Source organism: Cellulomonas sp. H30R-01, assembly GCF_010119915.1.
Taxonomy (GTDB): domain Bacteria; phylum Actinomycetota; class Actinomycetes; order Actinomycetales; family Cellulomonadaceae; genus Cellulomonas; species Cellulomonas algicola.
The window spans coordinates 1,400,856-1,417,758 of record NZ_CP048210.1; the positions used below are offsets into that span (position 1 = coordinate 1,400,856).

Annotated in this window: 13 protein-coding genes; 11 read left to right on the forward strand and 2 right to left on the reverse strand. The window is 71.7% G+C overall.

The window, feature by feature from the left end:
• Positions 1-15: 15 nt before the first annotated feature.
• From GXP71_RS06130 to GXP71_RS06170, 9 genes are all read left to right on the forward strand, one after another.
• Positions 16-1,023 (forward strand): ABC transporter permease, encoded by a 1,008-nt coding sequence (locus tag GXP71_RS06130; RefSeq protein WP_162351932.1) that lies wholly within the window; start codon positions 16-18, stop codon positions 1,021-1,023.
• Positions 1,020-1,961: an ABC transporter permease gene (locus GXP71_RS06135; RefSeq protein ID WP_162351933.1), complete on the forward strand. Its 942-nt coding sequence runs from the start codon at positions 1,020-1,022 to the stop codon at positions 1,959-1,961. The genes GXP71_RS06130 and GXP71_RS06135 overlap by 4 nt, the downstream gene beginning before the upstream one ends.
• Positions 1,958-3,712 carry an ABC transporter ATP-binding protein gene (locus GXP71_RS06140; protein WP_162351934.1) on the forward strand — a complete coding sequence of 585 codons (1,755 nt, stop codon included), beginning with the start codon at positions 1,958-1,960 and terminating at the stop codon, positions 3,710-3,712. Before GXP71_RS06135 ends, GXP71_RS06140 begins: the two co-directional genes overlap by 4 nt.
• A 139-nt stretch (positions 3,713-3,851) precedes the next feature.
• Positions 3,852-4,877: a 6-phosphofructokinase gene (locus tag GXP71_RS06145; protein WP_162351935.1), complete on the forward strand. Its 1,026-nt coding sequence runs from the start codon at positions 3,852-3,854 to the stop codon at positions 4,875-4,877.
• Positions 4,878-5,105: 228 nt separating this feature from the next.
• Positions 5,106-6,587, forward strand: a complete 1,482-nt coding sequence (rpsA, locus tag GXP71_RS06150; protein ID WP_162351936.1) for a 30S ribosomal protein S1 — start codon at positions 5,106-5,108, stop codon at positions 6,585-6,587.
• 102 nt (positions 6,588-6,689) lie between these two features.
• Positions 6,690-7,319, forward strand: a complete 630-nt coding sequence (gene coaE / locus GXP71_RS06155; protein WP_162351937.1) for a dephospho-CoA kinase — start codon at positions 6,690-6,692, stop codon at positions 7,317-7,319.
• A complete protein-coding gene (gene pcp / locus GXP71_RS06160) occupies positions 7,316-7,954 on the forward strand; it encodes a pyroglutamyl-peptidase I (protein ID WP_162351938.1) in 639 nt (212 codons plus the stop codon). The genes coaE and pcp overlap by 4 nt, the downstream gene beginning before the upstream one ends.
• 156 nt (positions 7,955-8,110) lie before the next feature.
• A complete protein-coding gene (uvrB, locus tag GXP71_RS06165; protein WP_124341739.1) occupies positions 8,111-10,216 on the forward strand; it encodes an excinuclease ABC subunit UvrB in 2,106 nt (701 codons plus the stop codon).
• A 245-nt stretch (positions 10,217-10,461) separates the two neighbouring features.
• Complete coding sequence (locus GXP71_RS06170; RefSeq protein ID WP_162351939.1) at positions 10,462-11,469, forward strand: TerC family protein; 1,008 nt, start codon at positions 10,462-10,464, stop codon at positions 11,467-11,469.
• Positions 11,470-11,562: 93 nt separating this feature from the next.
• Here GXP71_RS06170 and GXP71_RS06175 read toward each other — a convergent pair whose 3' ends face one another.
• Positions 11,563-11,850, reverse strand: coding sequence for a YciI family protein (locus GXP71_RS06175; protein ID WP_162351940.1), 288 nt, complete (start codon positions 11,848-11,850; stop codon positions 11,563-11,565).
• Between the two features lie 68 nt (positions 11,851-11,918).
• Here GXP71_RS06175 and GXP71_RS06180 point away from each other — a divergent pair, with 68 nt between their 5' ends.
• The gene (locus GXP71_RS06180; protein ID WP_162351941.1) at positions 11,919-13,082 is read left to right on the forward strand and encodes an acyl-CoA dehydrogenase family protein; all 1,164 of its coding nucleotides are present in this window, start codon (positions 11,919-11,921) and stop codon (positions 13,080-13,082) included.
• 34 nt (positions 13,083-13,116) lie between these two features.
• Here the strand turns inward: GXP71_RS06180 and GXP71_RS06185 are convergent, their stop codons facing one another.
• Positions 13,117-13,824, reverse strand: a complete 708-nt coding sequence (locus tag GXP71_RS06185; RefSeq protein WP_162351942.1) for an MBL fold metallo-hydrolase — start codon at positions 13,822-13,824, stop codon at positions 13,117-13,119.
• Positions 13,825-13,918: 94 nt separating this feature from the next.
• On the opposite strand from GXP71_RS06185, the gene uvrA reads away from it, so the two are divergent.
• On the forward strand, positions 13,919-16,792 hold the full coding sequence (gene uvrA, locus GXP71_RS06190) for an excinuclease ABC subunit UvrA (protein ID WP_162351943.1): 2,874 nt from the start codon (positions 13,919-13,921) through the stop codon (positions 16,790-16,792).
• Positions 16,793-16,903: the final 111 nt, after the last annotated feature.

Sequence of the window (16,903 nt, forward strand, 5' to 3'; positions counted from 1 at the left end):
AGACCGCACCACTCGATGACCCGACTGATCCTGCGGCGCCTCGCGCTGCTCGTCCCCACCCTGCTCGGGTTGTCGGTCCTGCTGTTCCTGTGGGTGCGCGCTCTCCCGGGAGGTCCTGCCACGGCCCTCCTGGGGGAGCGCGCCACCCCGGAGGCGGTCGCCCGCGTCAACGAGCTCTACGGCTTCGACAAGCCGCTGATCCAGCAGTACGTCACCTGGCTCGGGCAGCTCCTCCAGGGCAACTTCGGCGTCTCCACCCGGACCGGCCGGCCGGTCCTCGAGGAGTTCACCAACCGGTTCCCCGCGACGATCGAGCTCACCGTGGTCGCGCTGATCGTCGCGGTGGGGGTCGCGATCCCGCTCGGCTACGTCGCGGCCCGCCGCCAGGGCCGGCCGCTCGACCACCTCACGGTCGTCGCGTCGCTCGTCGGCGTCACGATCCCGGTCTTCTTCCTCGCGTTCCTGCTCAAGTGGGCGTTCGCGGTCAACCTCGGCTGGTTCCCGTCCACCGGACGCCAGGACCCGACGATGATCGCGACGCACCCCACGGGGTTCTACGTCCTCGACGGGATCCTCACGCGGGAGTGGGACGCGAGCTGGGACGCCCTCATGCACCTCGTGCTCCCCGCGATCGCGCTCGGGTCGATCCCGCTCGCGATCATCGCCCGCATCACGCGGTCGTCCGTCATCGAGGTGCAGGACGCGGACTACGTCCGGACCGCCCGCGCCAAGGGCCTCGGACCCGACCGCCTGCGACGACGCGTCATCCTGCGCAACGCGATGCTGCCCGTCGCCACGACCATCGGCCTGCAGGTCGGCCTCCTGCTGTCCGGCGCGGTCCTGACCGAGACCGTGTTCGCGTTCCCCGGCATCGGGAGCTTCCTCGCGAACGCGATCTTCAACCTCGACTACGCCGTGCTCCAGGGCTTCATCCTCATCATCGCGGTGGTGTACGCACTCGTGAACCTCGTCGTCGACGTCTCGTACGGCTTCATCGACCCGCGCACCCGGGCGACGCGATGAGCGCGCCCGAGGTCTACGAGGTCCCCAACGCGCCGCTGGGTCAGGGGCGCGCGACCGACGAGGCGCGCCTCGCGGGTGCGTCGCACTGGCGGCTCGCCGCGCGGCGTCTGCGCCGGAACCCGGGCGCGATCGTCGGTGCGGCGATCGTCGTGCTGTTCATCCTGGTCGCGGTCTTCGCTCCGCTCATCGCGCCGTACGACGCGGGCGAGCTGCCGGGCCGCGCCGAGGTGCGGCCCACCTACATCCCCGGGCCGTCGGACGAGTACCTGCTCGGCCTCGACCGGTACGGGGCCGACCTGTTCTCGCAGCTCGTCTGGGGTGCCCGCGCGTCGCTGCTCATCGGCGTGCTGTCGACGCTGTTCGGCCTGCTCGGCGGGCTCGTCCTCGGCGCGCTGTCCGGCGGGCTCGGCGGCGCGACCGACAACGTCATCATGCGGTTCGTCGACCTGCTGCTCGCGGTCCCGAGCCTGCTGCTCGCGGTCTCGATCGCGGCGATCGCGGGCCAGACGCCTGCGGCGGTCGTCGTCGCGATCGGTGTCGTGCAGATCCCGATCTTCGCGCGCCTGCTGCGCGGCTCGATGTTCGCGCAACGCGGGCAGGACTACGTCCTGGCCGCTCGGTCCCTGGGCCTGAGCAAGCGGACCGTGACGATGAGCCACGTCCTGCCGAACAGCGTGTCGCCCGTGATCGTGCAGGCGACGCTGCTGCTCGCCACCGCCGTCATCGAGGCCGCGGCGCTGTCCTACCTGGGCCTGGGCGGCGGCTCGCCGACCACCGCCGAGTGGGGGCGCATGCTCACCTCGGCCCAGAACGAGCTCGAGATCGCCCCGCGGCTGGCCCTGTGGCCGGGCGCGTGCATCGCGGTCACGGCGCTCGGGTTCACGTTGTTCGGCGAGGCGCTGCGCGAGGCGCTGGACCCCCGGTCGAGGAAGCGGTGAGCGGCGTGGCAGGTGTGTTCGGCGGCGAGCCGCTGCTCTCCGTGCGCGACCTCGAGGTGCAGTTCCGCACCGACGCGGGGACGACGACCGCGCTGCGCGGGGTCAGCCTCGACGTCCACCCCGGCGAGACGGTCGCGGTCGTGGGGGAGTCCGGTTCGGGGAAGTCGACGACGGCCGCCGCCGTGCTCGGGCTGCTCGCGGCCAACGGTGCGGTCACGGGCGGCGAGATCCTCTTCGACGGCCAGGACGTCGTGCGCCTGAGCCCGGCGGACATGGCGCGCCTGCGCGGTGCGCAGATCGGGCTCGTCCCGCAGGACCCGATGTCGAACCTCAACCCGGTGCGCCGGGTCGGCTCGCAGATCGTCGAGGCGCTCGAGGACAACGACGTCGCCCGCGGGGCCGCCGCGCAGGCCCGCACCGTCGAGCTGCTCGAGGAGGCCGGCCTGCCCGACGCCGCCCGTCGCGCGCAGCAGTACCCGCACGAGTTCTCGGGCGGCATGCGGCAGCGCGCGCTCATCGCGATGGGCCTGTCGGCGCGTCCGCGGCTGCTGGTCGCCGACGAGCCGACGTCCGCGCTCGACGTCACCGTGCAGCGCACCATCCTCGACGGCCTCACCGCGCTCACCGCACGCCTCGGCGTGGCCGTCCTCCTCATCACGCACGACCTGGGGCTCGCCGCCGAGCGCGCCGACACGGTCGTCGTCATGTACCGCGGTGAGGTGGTCGAGAAGGGCCCCGCCCGGCAGATCCTCCAGAACCCGCAGCACGAGTACACGCGCCGCCTCATCGCGGCCGCGCCGTCGCTCGCGTCGCGGCGCATCGCGATCGCCAAGGAGACGGGGGACGCCGAGGTCGCGGCCGAGGACCTGCTCGCGCCGTCGCTGGGCGAGGGCGTCACGACCGCGTCGGCCGACGCGCCGACCGCGGCCGACGCGACCTCGCGACCCGACGCCATCGTCGAGGTCGAGCACGTGACGAAGGTGTTCAAGCTGCGCGGTCGCGGGCTGTTCAGCCGGTCCACGGACTTCACGGCCGTCGACGACGTGAGCTTCACCGTCCCGCGCGGCCGGACCGTCGCGCTGGTGGGGGAGTCCGGGTCGGGCAAGTCGACCGTCGCGCGCATGATGCTCGGCCTCACCGAGCCGACGTCGGGCACGATCCGCTTCGACGGCGTCGACGTGGGCTCGGGCCGCGACCGTGCCGCCGAGGTGACGTTCCGCCGCCGCGTGCAGCCGATCTTCCAGGACCCGTACGCGTCGCTCGACCCGCTGTTCACCATCTACCGGACCATCGAGGAGCCGCTGCGCGCCCACCGCATCGGCACCCCCGCCGAGCGTCGCGACCGCGTGCACGCCCTGATGGAGGACGTCGCGCTCCCGACCGAGCTGTTGCGCCGCTACCCGGGCGAGCTCTCGGGCGGCCAGCGGCAGCGCGTCGCGATCGCGCGGGCCCTCGCGCTCGAGCCCGAGCTCGTGGTCTGCGACGAGGCGGTGTCGGCGCTCGACGTCGTCGTGCAGGCCCAGATCCTGCACCTGCTCGCCGACCTGCAGTCGCGGCTCGGCCTGTCCTACCTCTTCATCAGCCACGACCTCGCGGTGGTGCGGCAGATCGCCGACGTCGTGTGCGTCATGGAGCAGGGGCGGATCGTCGAGCAGGGCACGGCCGACGACGTCTTCGACGACCCGCAGACCGCGTACACGCGCACGCTGCTCGACGCGATCCCCGGCCGGACGCTCGAGCTCGGCGTCTGACGCGCGTAGCGGCGGGCCGGCGGTGCCGACCGGGACCGAAGGCACGGGTGACCTGCCAGGTCACGGCTAGGCTGAGGTCCGCGGCAGCCCGACGGTGCGCTGGCGTCGTCCCCCACCCGTCGTCTGTCAGGAGTTCCCCGTGCGTGTCGGTCTGCTCACCGGAGGCGGCGACGTCCCCGGGCTCAACGCCGCGATCCGCGCCGTCGTCAAGCACGGCGAGGGGCAGTACGGCCACTCGATCATCGGCTTCCGCAACGGGTGGAAGGGCGTCGTCGACGGCCTGTCCATCCCGCTGACCCGCAGCCACATCCGCAACGTCCTGCCGGTCGGCGGCACGCTGCTCGGCACCGCCCGTTTCCACCCGCACAAGGGCGACGGCGGCATCGACGCCGTGCTCGCGACGCTCGAGGCAGAGCGCATCGAGGCGCTCATCTGCATCGGAGGCGACGGCACGCTGCACGCGGCGAGCAAAATCGCCGAGGCGGGCGTCCGCATCGTCGCGATCCCCAAGACCATCGACAACGACGTGTGGGGTACCGACCAGTCGATCGGCTTCGACACGGCCGTCTCCATCGCGACCGAGGCGATCGACCGCATCCACACGACTGCGGAGTCGCACAACCGCGTCATGATCGTCGAGGTCATGGGCCGGCACGCCGGGTGGATCGCCGCGACCGCGGGGATCGCCGGGGGAGCGGAGCTCGTGCTCGCGCCCGAGGCGCCGTTCGACATCGACAAGATCGAGCGGTTCCTCAAGCACCGTCACCGCGCGCACGCGAGCTTCTCGATCGTCGTCGTCGCCGAGGGTGCGGTCCCGGCCGAGGGCACGTCGATGCACTACGAGACGCAGGTCGGCAAGTTCGGGGAGATCGTCGCGGGCGCGATCGGCGAGCGGCTGAAGGCGGAGATCGAGCAGCGCACGGGGTTCGACACGCGCGTGACGGTGCTCGGCCACGTGCAGCGCGGCGGCACGCCGTCGCCGACCGACCGCATCCTCGGGTCGCGCTTCGGCGTCGCGGCGATCGACGCGATCACCGAGGGGCGGTCCGATGTCATGACGGCGCTGCGCGGAGAGAAGGTCGAGCTGGTGCCGCTGAGCGAGATCGCCGGCAAGGTCAAGCACGTGCCGGACGAGCTGTTGTCGGTGGCGCGGGCGCTCGCCTGACGGTGGGCGCGGGTCGGGTCGTCCCGCCGCGGCGGAGCGGCCAGGGCGCTTTGACCTGCCCGCAAGCACCCCGATAGGGTGGACGGCGGTGCCGCGCGCCTTCCTCCAGGTCCGACCTCGCCACCCGGGATCTCGTCCCGGCGGTGGAGATCGCCCCTCGCAGGGGCGGTGACCAGCACCGACATCCTGTCCGCACAACATCCTGTCCGCAACGGAGCCCATCCCTACATGAGCATCTCCACCCCCGCGAAGCCCGCCACCCCGCAGGTCGCGGTCAACGACATCGGCTCGGCCGAGGACTTCCTCGCCGCGATCGACGCCACCATCAAGTACTTCAACGATGGCGACATCGTCGAGGGCACCATCGTCAAGGTCGACCGCGACGAGGTCCTGCTCGACATCGGTTACAAGACCGAGGGCGTCATCCCCTCCCGCGAGCTGTCCATCAAGCACGACGTGGACCCCGGTGAGGTCGTCAAGGTCGGCGACGAGGTCGAGGCCCTGGTCCTCCAGAAGGAGGACAAGGAAGGCCGGCTGATCCTGTCCAAGAAGCGGGCGCAGTACGAGCGCGCGTGGGGCACGATCGAGAAGATCAAGGAGGAGGACGGCGTCGTCACCGGCACCGTCATCGAGGTCGTCAAGGGTGGCCTCATCCTCGACATCGGCCTGCGCGGCTTCCTCCCCGCCTCGCTCGTCGAGATGCGTCGCGTCCGCGACCTCCAGCCGTACGTCGGCAAGGAGATCGAGGCCAAGATCATCGAGCTCGACAAGAACCGCAACAACGTCGTCCTGTCGCGCCGTGCCTGGCTCGAGCAGACGCAGTCCGAGGTCCGCTCCACCTTCCTGCAGACCCTGCAGAAGGGCCAGGTGCGCCCCGGTGTCGTCTCCTCGATCGTCAACTTCGGCGCGTTCGTGGACCTCGGCGGCGTCGACGGGCTCGTGCACGTCTCCGAGCTGTCCTGGAAGCACATCGACCACCCGTCCGAGGTCGTCGAGGTCGGCCAGGAGGTCACGGTCGAGGTCCTGGACGTCGACTTCGACCGCGAGCGGGTCTCGCTGTCGCTCAAGGCGACGCAGGAGGACCCGTGGCAGGCGTTCGCCCGGACGCACGCCATCGGCCAGGTCGTCCCCGGCAAGGTCACGAAGCTCGTGCCGTTCGGTGCGTTCGTGCGCGTCGAGGACGGCATCGAGGGTCTGGTCCACATCTCGGAGCTGGCCGTGCGTCACGTCGAGATCCCGGAGCAGGTCGTCCAGGTCGGCGACGACGTCTTCGTCAAGGTCATCGACATCGACCTCGAGCGTCGCCGCATCTCGCTGTCGCTCAAGCAGGCCAACGAGGGCTTCGACCCGGCCTCGGAGGACTTCGACCCCGCGCTGTACGGCATGGCGGCCGAGTACGACGAGCAGGGCAACTACAAGTACCCCGAGGGCTTCGACCCGACCACCAACGAGTGGCTCGAGGGCTTCGAGTCGCAGCGCGAGACGTGGGAGGCCCAGTACGCGGCCGCGCACGAGCGCTGGGAGGCGCACCGCAAGCAGGTCGCCGAGGCCGCGAAGGCCGACGCGGAGGCCGCGACGTCGGGCGACGGCGGCAGCACCGGCGGCGGCGCCGTGCCGTCGACGTACTCGTCGTCCACCGAGGAGGCCACCGGCACCCTCGCGTCCGACGAGGCGCTCGCCGCTCTGCGCGAGAAGCTCACGGGCAACTGATCTCGTCCGGGGCGCGTCCCCGGTGAGTCCTGCGACGGGCCGGTCACCTGCGGGTGGCCGGCCCGTCGGCGTACCCGGCACCGGTCCGGCAGGATGGGTCGCATGCAACGCATCGGGTTGACCGGGGGCATCGCGGCCGGCAAGTCCGTGGCCGCACGACGGCTGCGCGAGCTGGGTGCGGTGGTGATCGACTCCGACGAGCTCGCGCGCGAGGCGGTCGCCCCCGGCAGCGCCGGGCTCGACGCGGTGGTCACGGAGTTCGGCGACGGGGTGCTCGCGGCGGACGGGACGCTCGACCGGCCCGCGCTGGCGTCGATCGTGTTCGCCGACGCGGACGCGCGGCGCCGGCTCGACGGGATCGTGCACCCGGTCGTCCGGCGGCTCGCCGCGGAGCGCGAGGCCGCGGCCGCGGTCGTCGACCACGGGGCGGTCGTCGTCCACGACATCCCGCTCCTCGTCGAGACCGGCCAGGCGGACTCCTTCCACGTCCTCGTCGTCGTGCACGCGCCCGCCGTGCTGCGCGTCGAGCGGCTCGTGCGGCTGCGCGGGATGTCGCGCGAGGACGCCGAGAGGCGCGTCGCCGCGCAGGCCGCCGACGACGAGCGGCTGGCCGTCGCGGACGTCGTGCTCGACGGCACCGGGAGCGACGACGACCTGCGGACCCAGGTCGACGACCTGTGGGACCGGCTCGCGGTCGAGCGCGCCGACGAGCTCGCAGCCGAGACGCCGTGACGCGGGTCCTGCTGACGGGGTTCGAGCCGTTCGACGGCCACCCCGTCAACGCGTCGTGGGACGCGATCGCGCTCGTGCGGGACGCGTGGGACGAGCCGGACGTCGACCTGGTCGTGCGTCGGCTGCCCGTGTCGTTCCGTCGGGCACGCCAGGACCTGCGTTCCGCGATCGCCGAGCTGTCGCCCGACGTCGTCGTGTGCGTAGGCGAGGCGGGCGGGCGCGGCGCCGTCGGCCTCGAGCGGGTCGCTGTCAACGTCGTCGACGCGCGCATCCCCGACGCCGACGGGTCGGCGCCGGTCGACGTCCCCGTGATCGCGGGTGCCCCGGCGGCGTTCTTCTCGTCGCTGCCGGTCAAGGCGTGCGCCGCCGCGGTCGCGGAGGAGGGTGTCCCCGTCGAGGTGTCGAACACCGCGGGCACGTACGTGTGCAACGCGACGTTCTACGCGCTCGCGCACCTGCTCGACGGCCGTGACGGCGTGCGCGGCGGGTTCGTGCACGTGCCACGCGACCCCCACGAGGCCGGTGACGGCCCCGGGCTGCCGGTCGAGGCGTCGGCGCGCGCGGTCGCGGCGGTCGTCCGGACGGCTGCGCGCGTGCGCCACGACGTGCGCGTCACGGCGGGCGCGGAGGCCTGACGGGCGGACGGTACGTCCGTGGCTCGTCGTCCCTCCGGGGCGGCGTCCGCCCGCCGGGTGTCGTCGCCCCGGCCGCTCCTGTGCGGCGCGGGACCGCGTGTTCGCCCGTGGAGGAGGGGCCCGGCGCGTGTCGGTGGTGGCCCGTACCGTGGAGGCATGCGTCCCGTCACCGAGCTCCAGCGGACCGTCGCGCCCTTCCGCGTGGTGTCCGAGTTCCAGCCGTCGGGCGACCAGCCGACGGCGATCGCCGACCTCGCCCGGCGCATCAACGCAGGGGAGAAGGACGTCGTCCTGCTCGGCGCGACCGGCACCGGCAAGTCCGCGACGACCGCGTGGCTCATCGAGCAGGTGCAACGCCCCACGCTCGTGATGGCCCCGAACAAGACGCTCGCCGCGCAGCTCGCCACCGAGTTCCGCGAGCTGCTGCCGAACAACGCGGTCGAGTACTTCGTGTCGTACTACGACTACTACCAGCCCGAGGCGTACATCGCGCAGACGGACACCTACATCGAGAAGGACTCGTCGATCAACGACGAGGTCGAGCGCCTCCGGCACTCCGCGACGAGCTCGCTGCTGACCCGCCGCGACGTCGTCGTGGTCGCGTCGGTGTCCTGCATCTACGGCCTGGGTACGCCGCAGGAGTACGTCGACCGCATGGTGACGCTCGAGGTCGGGCAGCAGATCGACCGCGACCAGCTGCTGCGCCAGTTCGTGCAGATGCAGTACACGCGCAACGACCTCGCGTTCACGCGCGGCACGTTCCGGGTGCGCGGCGACACCGTCGAGATCATCCCGATGTACGAGGAGCTCGCCGTCCGGATCGAGTTCTTCGGCGACGAGATCGAGGCGATCGCGACCCTGCATCCGCTCACGGGCGACGTCGTCCGCGGCGAGCAGCAGATGATGATCTTCCCCGCGACGCACTACGTCGCCGGCCCAGAGCGCATGGAGCGCGCGATCCACGGGATCGAGCTCGAGCTCGAGGCGCGCCTCGCCGAGCTGGAGAGCCAGAACAAGCTGCTCGAGGCGCAGCGGCTGCGCATGCGCACGACGTACGACATCGAGATGATGCGCCAGATCGGCTCGTGCTCGGGTATCGAGAACTACTCGCGGCACATCGACGGCCGGACGGCCGGCTCGGCACCGAACACGCTGCTCGACTTCTTCCCCGAGGACTTCCTGCTGGTCATCGACGAGTCGCACGTGACCGTCCCGCAGATCGGCGCGATGTTCGAGGGCGACATGTCGCGCAAGCGCGCGCTCGTCGAGCACGGGTTCCGGCTGCCCAGCGCGACCGACAACCGACCGCTGCGGTGGGAGGAGTTCGTCGAGCGGATCGGGCAGACCGTCTACCTGTCCGCGACGCCCGGCGACTACGAGCTGTCGATGTCCGACGGCGTCGTCGAGCAGATCATCCGGCCGACCGGTCTGGTCGACCCCGAGGTCATCATCAAGCCGACGAAGGGTCAGATCGACGACCTCCTGGGCGAGATCCACGACCGCGTCGAGAAGGACGAGCGCGTCCTCGTCACGACCCTGACCAAGAAGATGGCCGAGGACCTCACGGACTACTTCCTGGAGAAGGGCGTCCGGGTGCGGTACCTGCACTCGGAGGTCGACACGCTGCGCCGCGTCGAGCTGCTGCGCGAGCTGCGGCTCGGGGAGTACGACGTCCTGGTCGGCATCAACCTGCTGCGTGAGGGCCTGGACCTGCCCGAGGTGTCGCTCGTCGCGATCCTGGACGCGGACAAGGAGGGCTTCCTGCGGTCCGGGAAGTCGCTCATCCAGACCATCGGGCGCGCCGCGCGCAACGTGTCGGGCCAGGTGCACATGTACGCCGACAAGATGACGCCCGCGATGACGCTCGCGATCGACGAGACGAACCGCCGCCGTGAGAAGCAGATCGCCTACAACACCGAGCGCGGGATCGACCCGCAGCCGCTGCGCAAGAAGATCGGCGACATCACGGACCTGCTCGCGCGCGAGGACGCCGACACGGCCGAGCTGCTCGGTGGCGCCGGGCGTCAGGCGAGCCGCGGCAAGGCGCCCGTCCCGGGCTTCGGGTCGAAGGGGGCGCCGCGCGACGAGCGGACGCGGCTCACGGGCGCGGCCGCGGGCGAGCTCGCAGGGCTGATCCAGGAGCTCACGGACCAGATGCACGCCGCGGCGGGGGAGCTGCAGTTCGAGCTCGCGGCGCGGCTGCGGGACGAGATCTCCGGCCTGAAGAAGGAGCTGCGGCAGATGCAGGCGGCCACGGCCTGACCGGACACCCCGCCGGCCGTCGTCGTGCCGCGGTCCATGCGTACGCATGTGACGCTCGGCACATCCGGCGCCCGCGGGTGACCCCGGGACTTTCGTCACCTACGCTGACAGCCTGAAGGGGAGTACCCCACGAGCGAGCGTGTCGTCAGCACGGGACCCAGCGGTCCCCGGGGCGCTCGGCCCGGAGCAGCGGGTGGGGGAGACCTTCGGTACCCGACGTCGTTCCCGTACCGGAGGTTGTTCCTGTGGACGTTGCTGTGTGGGTCTGGGTCGTCACCGCTGTCGCGGTGGTCGGTCTCATCTTCTTCGACTTCTTCGCGCACGTGCGGACCCCGCACGCTCCCACCTTCCAGGAGTCCGTGCGCTGGTCGATCTTCTACATCGTGCTCGCGATCCTCTTCGGGATCGGTCTGGGCATCGTGACCGGCTGGGACTTCGGGTCCCAGTACTTCGCGGGCTACATCACCGAGAAGTCGTTGTCGGTCGACAACCTCTTCGTCTTCCTCATCATCATGACGAAGTTCGCGGTGCCGCGTGAGTACCAGCAGAAGGTCCTGCTGGTCGGCGTCGCGATCGCGCTGGTGCTGCGCACGCTGTTCATCCTCGCGGGCGCCGCGGCGATCGAGCAGTTCTCCTGGGTCTTCTACATCTTCGGCGCGTTCCTCGTGTACACCGCCGTGAAGCTCGCCCGCGAGCACCACGGCCCCGACCACCCCGAGGACGAGAAGGTCGGCGACGGCGTCGCCGTGCGCTGGTTCAAGCGCGTGGTGCCGACGACGGACGAGTACCACGGCGACAGGCTGACCGTCCGGATCGACGGCAAGCGGTTCTTCACGCCGATGCTCGTCGTGATGATCGCCATCGGCTCGACGGACATCCTCTTCGCGCTCGACTCGATCCCCGCGATCTACGGGCTCACGCAGGAGCCGTACATCGTGTTCACGGCCAACGCGTTCGCGCTGCTCGGCCTGCGCCAGCTGTACTTCCTCATCGGCGGCCTGCTCGAGCGCCTCGTGTACCTGTCGCAGGGCCTCGCGGTCATCCTCGGGTTCATCGGCGTCAAGCTCGTGCTGCACGCGCTGCACGTCAACGAGCTCCCGTTCATCAACGGCGGCGAGCCCGTCACGTGGGCGCCGGAGATCCCGATCTGGCTGTCGCTCACGTTCATCCTCGGCACCCTGGCCGTCGCGACCGTCGCGAGCCTGGTCAAGACGCGCAACGACGCCCGCGCGGTGACGTCGACCGACGCCTGACCCGGACGACGACGCCCCGGACCTCCGCGCGGAGGGGCCGGGGCGTCGTCGTCGTCGGCGGGCCGACGACGTCGCCCGGCTGCGGGACCTGCGTCAGGACGCGCTCCACGGACCGATGACGACGTCCCACGCGCGCACCGCGGTCGCGGCGACGATCCCCTCGCGCGCGAACGGGTCGGCTGCGAGCAGCGCGTCGAGCGCGTCCCGGTCCTCCGTGCGGAACACCAGGAGCGCACCGGGGCCGCCGTCCGTGTACGGGCCCGAGCCGAGCAGCAGCCCGTCGTCGGCGAGGGAGCGCAGGTAGTCACGGTGCTCGGGGCGGACGCGGTCGCGCACGTCGACGCGCTCGTCGTAGGTGTAGGTCACGGCGTAGGTCGGCATGCGCCCATCCTGCACCGGCGCCCCGACCGCCGGTCGGTCGGTCCGCCGGACGGTGGCAGAGTGGCCGCATGGCCCGCACGCTCCGCACGCTCCTGACCGACGACCTGCTCGACCGCGTCCGGGAGCGCGCGCCGGGGCACGACCGCGACAACACGTTCCCGCACGACGACCTCGAGGACCTGCGTGCGGCCGGCTACCTCGCGGCGTTCGTGCCCGAGCGGCTCGGCGGGGCAGGCCTGTCGCTCGAGGAGGTCGCGCGCGAGCAGGTCCGTCTCGCGGCGGCGGCGCCCGCGACGGCTCTCGCCGTCAACATGCACCTCGTGGTCACAGGGCTGGCCGCGTTGCTCGTCGAACGCGGTGACGACGCGTTCGCGTTCGTCCTGGCCGACGCCGCCGCGGGGGAGGTGTTCGCGTTCGGCAACTCCGAGGCGGGCAACGACCTCGTGATGTTCGGGTCCCGGACGCGCGCCGAGCGGCAGCCCGACGGTGGCTACCGCTACTACGGCACGAAGATCTTCACGTCGCTGTCGCCGGTGTGGACGCGGCTGGCGACCTTCGGGCTCGACGACAGCGACCCCGACGACCCGCGTCTCGTGCACGGCGTGGTGGCGCGGGAGGACGGTGGCGCGACCGCGAAGGACGACTGGGACACCCTCGGGATGCGCGCGACGCAGTCGGCGACGACCGTCCTCGACGGTGCTCTCGCACCCGCGGACCGCGTCTACCGACGTCTGCCGCCGGGTCCGAGCGGCGATCCGTTCATGTTCGCGCTCTTCGCGGTGTTCGAGATCCTGCTCGCCGCCGTCTACACCGGGATCGGGCGCCGCGCGCTCGAGCTCGGCGTGGCGGCCACGCGCCGACGCACGTCGATGAAGCACGACGGGCGGGCCTACTCGCAGGACCCGGACATCCGCTGGAAGGTCGCCGACGCGGCGCTCGCCCAGGACGGTGCCGAGCTGCAGGTGTTCGCCCTCGCGCGTGACGTCGACGAGCAGGCGGAGCACGGCGCCCGGTGGTTCGCGCAGCTCGTCGGGCTCAAGGTGCGGGCGACCGAGACGGCGCGCACGGTCGTCGACCTCGCGATCCGGGTGTCGGGCGGCGGCTCGTACTTCACCGGGAGCGAGCTCGCACGGCTCTACCGCGACGTGCTCGCCGGGATGTTCCACCCGTCCGACGACGAGTCCGCGCACGCGACGGTCGCGTCGTCCGTCCTGGGACCGCTCGAGGACTGAGCGGGGACGTCGCCCGGGCCGGCACGTCGTGCGGTCACCAGCCGCGGTCGCGCCACGCGGCGAGGAACGGACGTTCGGCGCCGAGCGTCGTGTCGCGGCCGTGGCCCGGGTAGACCCACGTGTCGTCGTCGAGCCGGTCGAAGAGGCGTGTCGTGACGTCCGTCAGCAGGCGGTCGAAGCGCAGGGGGTCGCCGCCGGTGTTGCCGATGCCCCCGGGGAACAGGGAGTCCCCGGTGAAGACGTGCGCGCGACCGGGGACGGCGTCGGCCTCGGACACCCGCTCGGGCTCGCGGTAGAGGAGCGCGACGGAGCCGTCGGTGTGGCCGCGCAGCGCGACGACCTCGAGCGTGACGTGACCGACGAGGACGACGTCGCCGTCGCGGAGGGCGCGGTCGACGGGGACACCCGTGGCGGCTGTGATCTCCGCCGCATCCGCGGCACCCGCCGCGACCGTCGCGCCCGTCACGGCCACGACCGACGCGAGCGCCCGATGGTGGTCGGGGTGCCGGTGCGTCGTCACGACCGTGTCGAGGCGTGCCGCGCCCGAGCCCTCCCGCACGAGCGCCAGCAGGCGGTCGGGCTCGTCCGCGGCGTCGACCAGCAGCTGGGCGTGCTGGCGGCGGCACGTGAGGAGGTACGCGTCGTTGTCCGCCGGGCCGACGCTGACCTTGCGGATCTCGACCTCGTCGAGCACCCGCACGTCCGTCGGGCCGCCGGGCCGCACGCCTCCGGTGTACGTCATGGGCCCATCGTGCCCGGCGCCACCCGGTCCGCGCGTGTTCGCTCGGGTCGAACACGTGTGCGACGTGTCGGTGGGGCGACGTAGACTTCCCGCCGTGAACGATCGTCTGGTGGTGCAGGGCGCCCGCGAGCACAACCTCCGTAACGTCGACCTCGACCTCCCGCGCGACAAGCTCATCGTGTTCACGGGTCTGTCGGGCTCGGGGAAGTCCTCGCTCGCGTTCGACACCATCTTCGCGGAGGGGCAGCGGCGGTACGTCGAGTCGCTGTCCGCGTACGCGCGCCAGTTCCTCGGGCAGATGGACAAGCCCGACGTCGACTTCATCGAGGGCCTGTCGCCCGCGGTGTCGATCGACCAGAAGTCGACCAACCGCAACCCGCGGTCGACGGTCGGCACCATCACCGAGGTGTACGACTACCTGCGTCTGCTCTTCGCGCGCGCGGGCACGCAGTACTGCCCCGAGTGCGGCGAGCGCGTGACCGCGCAGACGCCCCAGCAGATCGTCGACCGGCTGCTCGAGCTGCCCGAGGGCACGCGGTACCAGGTGCTCGCACCCGTCGTGCGCGGTCGCAAGGGGGAGTACGCCGACCTCTTCAAGGAGCTGCAGGGCAAGGGCTTCTCCCGGGCCCGCGTCGACGGCGAGGTCGTCCAGCTCACCGAGCCGCCGACGCTCGAGAAGAAGCTCAAGCACGACATCGAGGTCGTCGTCGACCGTCTGGTGTCGCGCGAGGGGGTCCAGCGCCGCCTCACGGACTCGGTGGAGACCGCGCTCGGCCTGGCCGGCGGTCTGCTGGTCGTCGAGCTCGTCGACGCCGACGCGGACGACCCGCACCGGGAGCGTCGGTTCTCCGAGAACCGCGCGTGCCCCAACGACCACGTGCTCGCGCTCGACGAGATCGAGCCGCGCACCTTCTCGTTCAACGCGCCGTACGGCGCGTGCCCGGAGTGCACCGGTATCGGGTCGCGGCTCGAGGTCGACCCCGACCTCATCGTCCCGGACGAGGACCTCTCGCTCGACGAGGGCGCCGTCGCGCCCTGGGCGCAGATCTCGAGCGAGTACTTCGCGCGGGTGCTCGGTGCGCTCGCGCAGGACATGGGCTTCTCGACGAGCGTGCCGTGGCGTGCGCTGCCGAAGCGCGCGAAGGACGCGGTGCTGTACGGCCAGAACCACGAGGTGAAGGTCCGCTACAAGAACCGCTGGGGCCGCGAGCGGTCGTACTCCACCGGGTTCGAGGGTGTCGTGACGTTCCTCGAGCGCCGCCACTCCGAGACGGAGTCGGACTGGAGCAAGGAGAAGTACGAGGCCTTCATGCGCGAGGTCCCGTGCCCGGTCTGCAAGGGCGCGCGCCTCAAGCCCGAGGTGCTCGCGGTCCGCGTCGGTGGCAAGTCGATCGCCGACGTCTGCACGCTCCCGATCCGCGAGGCCCGGACGTTCCTCGACGGCCTCGAGCTCGGCGAGCGTGAGCGGGCGATCGCGGCGCAGGTCCTCAAGGAGATCCAGGCGCGCCTCGGCTTCCTGCTCGACGTCGGCCTCGACTACCTCTCGCTCACCCGGCCGGCGGCGACGCTGTCCGGCGGTGAGGCCCAGCGCATCCGGCTCGCGACCCAGATCGGGTCCGGCCTCGTGGGCGTGCTGTACGTGCTCGACGAGCCGAGCATCGGGCTCCACCAGCGCGACAACCGCCGGCTCATCGACACGCTGACGCGCCTGCGCGATCTGGGCAACACGCTCATCGTCGTCGAGCACGACGAGGACACGATCCGCACCGCGGACTGGATCGTCGACATCGGCCCGGGCGCGGGCGAGCACGGTGGCCGCGTCGTGCACTCGGGCGACTTCGCCGGCCTGCTCAAGGCCAAGGAGTCGGTCACCGGCGCGTACCTGTCGGGCCGTCGGTCGATCCCGATGCCCGTCGAGCGCCGCAAGGTCGACCGGGACCGGCAGCTCACGGTCGTCGGCGCGCGCGAGCACAACCTGCAGGGCATCGACGTGTCGTTCCCGCTGGGCACGCTGACCGCCGTCACCGGCGTCTCGGGCTCGGGCAAGTCGACGCTCGTCAACTCGATCCTCTACACGGTCCTCGCCAACGAGCTGAACGGCGCGCGGCAGGTCGCCGGACGGCACAAGCGCGTGACGGGCCTCGAGCACCTCGACAAGGTCGTGCACGTCGACCAGGGCCCGATCGGGCGGACCCCGCGGTCGAACCCTGCGACGTACACGGGTGTCTGGGACCACGTCCGCCGGCTGTTCGCCGAGACGACCGAGGCCAAGGTCCGCGGCTACACGCCCGGCCGGTTCTCGTTCAACGTCAAGGGCGGCCGCTGCGAGGCCTGCTCGGGCGACGGAACGCTGAAGATCGAGATGAACTTCCTCCCGGACGTCTACGTCCCGTGCGAGGTGTGCCACGGCGCGCGCTACAACCGAGAGACGCTCGAGGTGCACTTCAAGGGCAAGACGGTCGCCGACGTGCTCGCGATGCCGATCGAGGAGGCCGCCGAGTTCTTCGCCGCCGTCCCGGCGATCTCGCGGCACCTGCGGACGCTCGTCGACGTGGGTCTGGGCTACGTGCGGCTCGGTCAGCCCGCGCCCACGCTGTCGGGCGGCGAGGCGCAGCGCGTCAAGCTCGCCGCGGAGCTCCAGCGGCGGTCCACGGGTCGGACGATCTACGTGCTCGACGAGCCGACCACGGGCCTGCACTTCGAGGACATCCGCAAGCTGCTCGGCGTGCTGCAGTCGCTCGTCGACAAGGGCAACAGCGTCATCGTGATCGAGCACAACCTCGACGTCATCAAGAACGCCGACTGGATCGTCGACATGGGTCCCGAGGGCGGCAGCGGTGGCGGCACGGTCGTCGCCGAGGGCACGCCGGAGCACGTCGCGGGCGTCGCGGCGAGCCACACGGGCCGGTTCCTGGCCGAGGTGCTCGAGGCCGAGGTCGACCAGGAGCGGGAGCGCGCGACCGCCTGACGTCGTCGTCGCGCGGCCGGAGGGCGCCGCGGAGGCGTCTGCCGTCGCGGTCGGTCGCGCGTCTCCGGTGCGGTCGACGGCATGCATCTCCCGTGCGGTCGCCGGGAGGGG

Excerpts from the sequence above, each read along its gene's own strand:
- GXP71_RS06130 (WP_162351932.1), top strand. The coding sequence starts at position 16 with ATGACCCGACTGATCCTGCGGCGCCTCGCGCTGCTCGTCCCCACCCTG.
- GXP71_RS06135 (WP_162351933.1), top strand. The coding sequence starts at position 1,020 with ATGAGCGCGCCCGAGGTCTACGAGGTCCCCAACGCGCCGCTGGGTCAG.
- rpsA (WP_162351936.1), top strand. The coding sequence starts at position 5,106 with ATGAGCATCTCCACCCCCGCGAAGCCCGCCACCCCGCAGGTCGCGGTC.
- coaE (WP_162351937.1), top strand. The coding sequence starts at position 6,690 with ATGCAACGCATCGGGTTGACCGGGGGCATCGCGGCCGGCAAGTCCGTG.
- uvrB (WP_124341739.1), top strand. The coding sequence starts at position 8,111 with ATGCGTCCCGTCACCGAGCTCCAGCGGACCGTCGCGCCCTTCCGCGTG.
- GXP71_RS06175 (WP_162351940.1), bottom strand. The coding sequence starts at position 11,850 with ATGCCGACCTACGCCGTGACCTACACCTACGACGAGCGCGTCGACGTG.
- GXP71_RS06180 (WP_162351941.1), top strand. The coding sequence starts at position 11,919 with ATGGCCCGCACGCTCCGCACGCTCCTGACCGACGACCTGCTCGACCGC.
- GXP71_RS06185 (WP_162351942.1), bottom strand. The coding sequence starts at position 13,824 with ATGACGTACACCGGAGGCGTGCGGCCCGGCGGCCCGACGGACGTGCGG.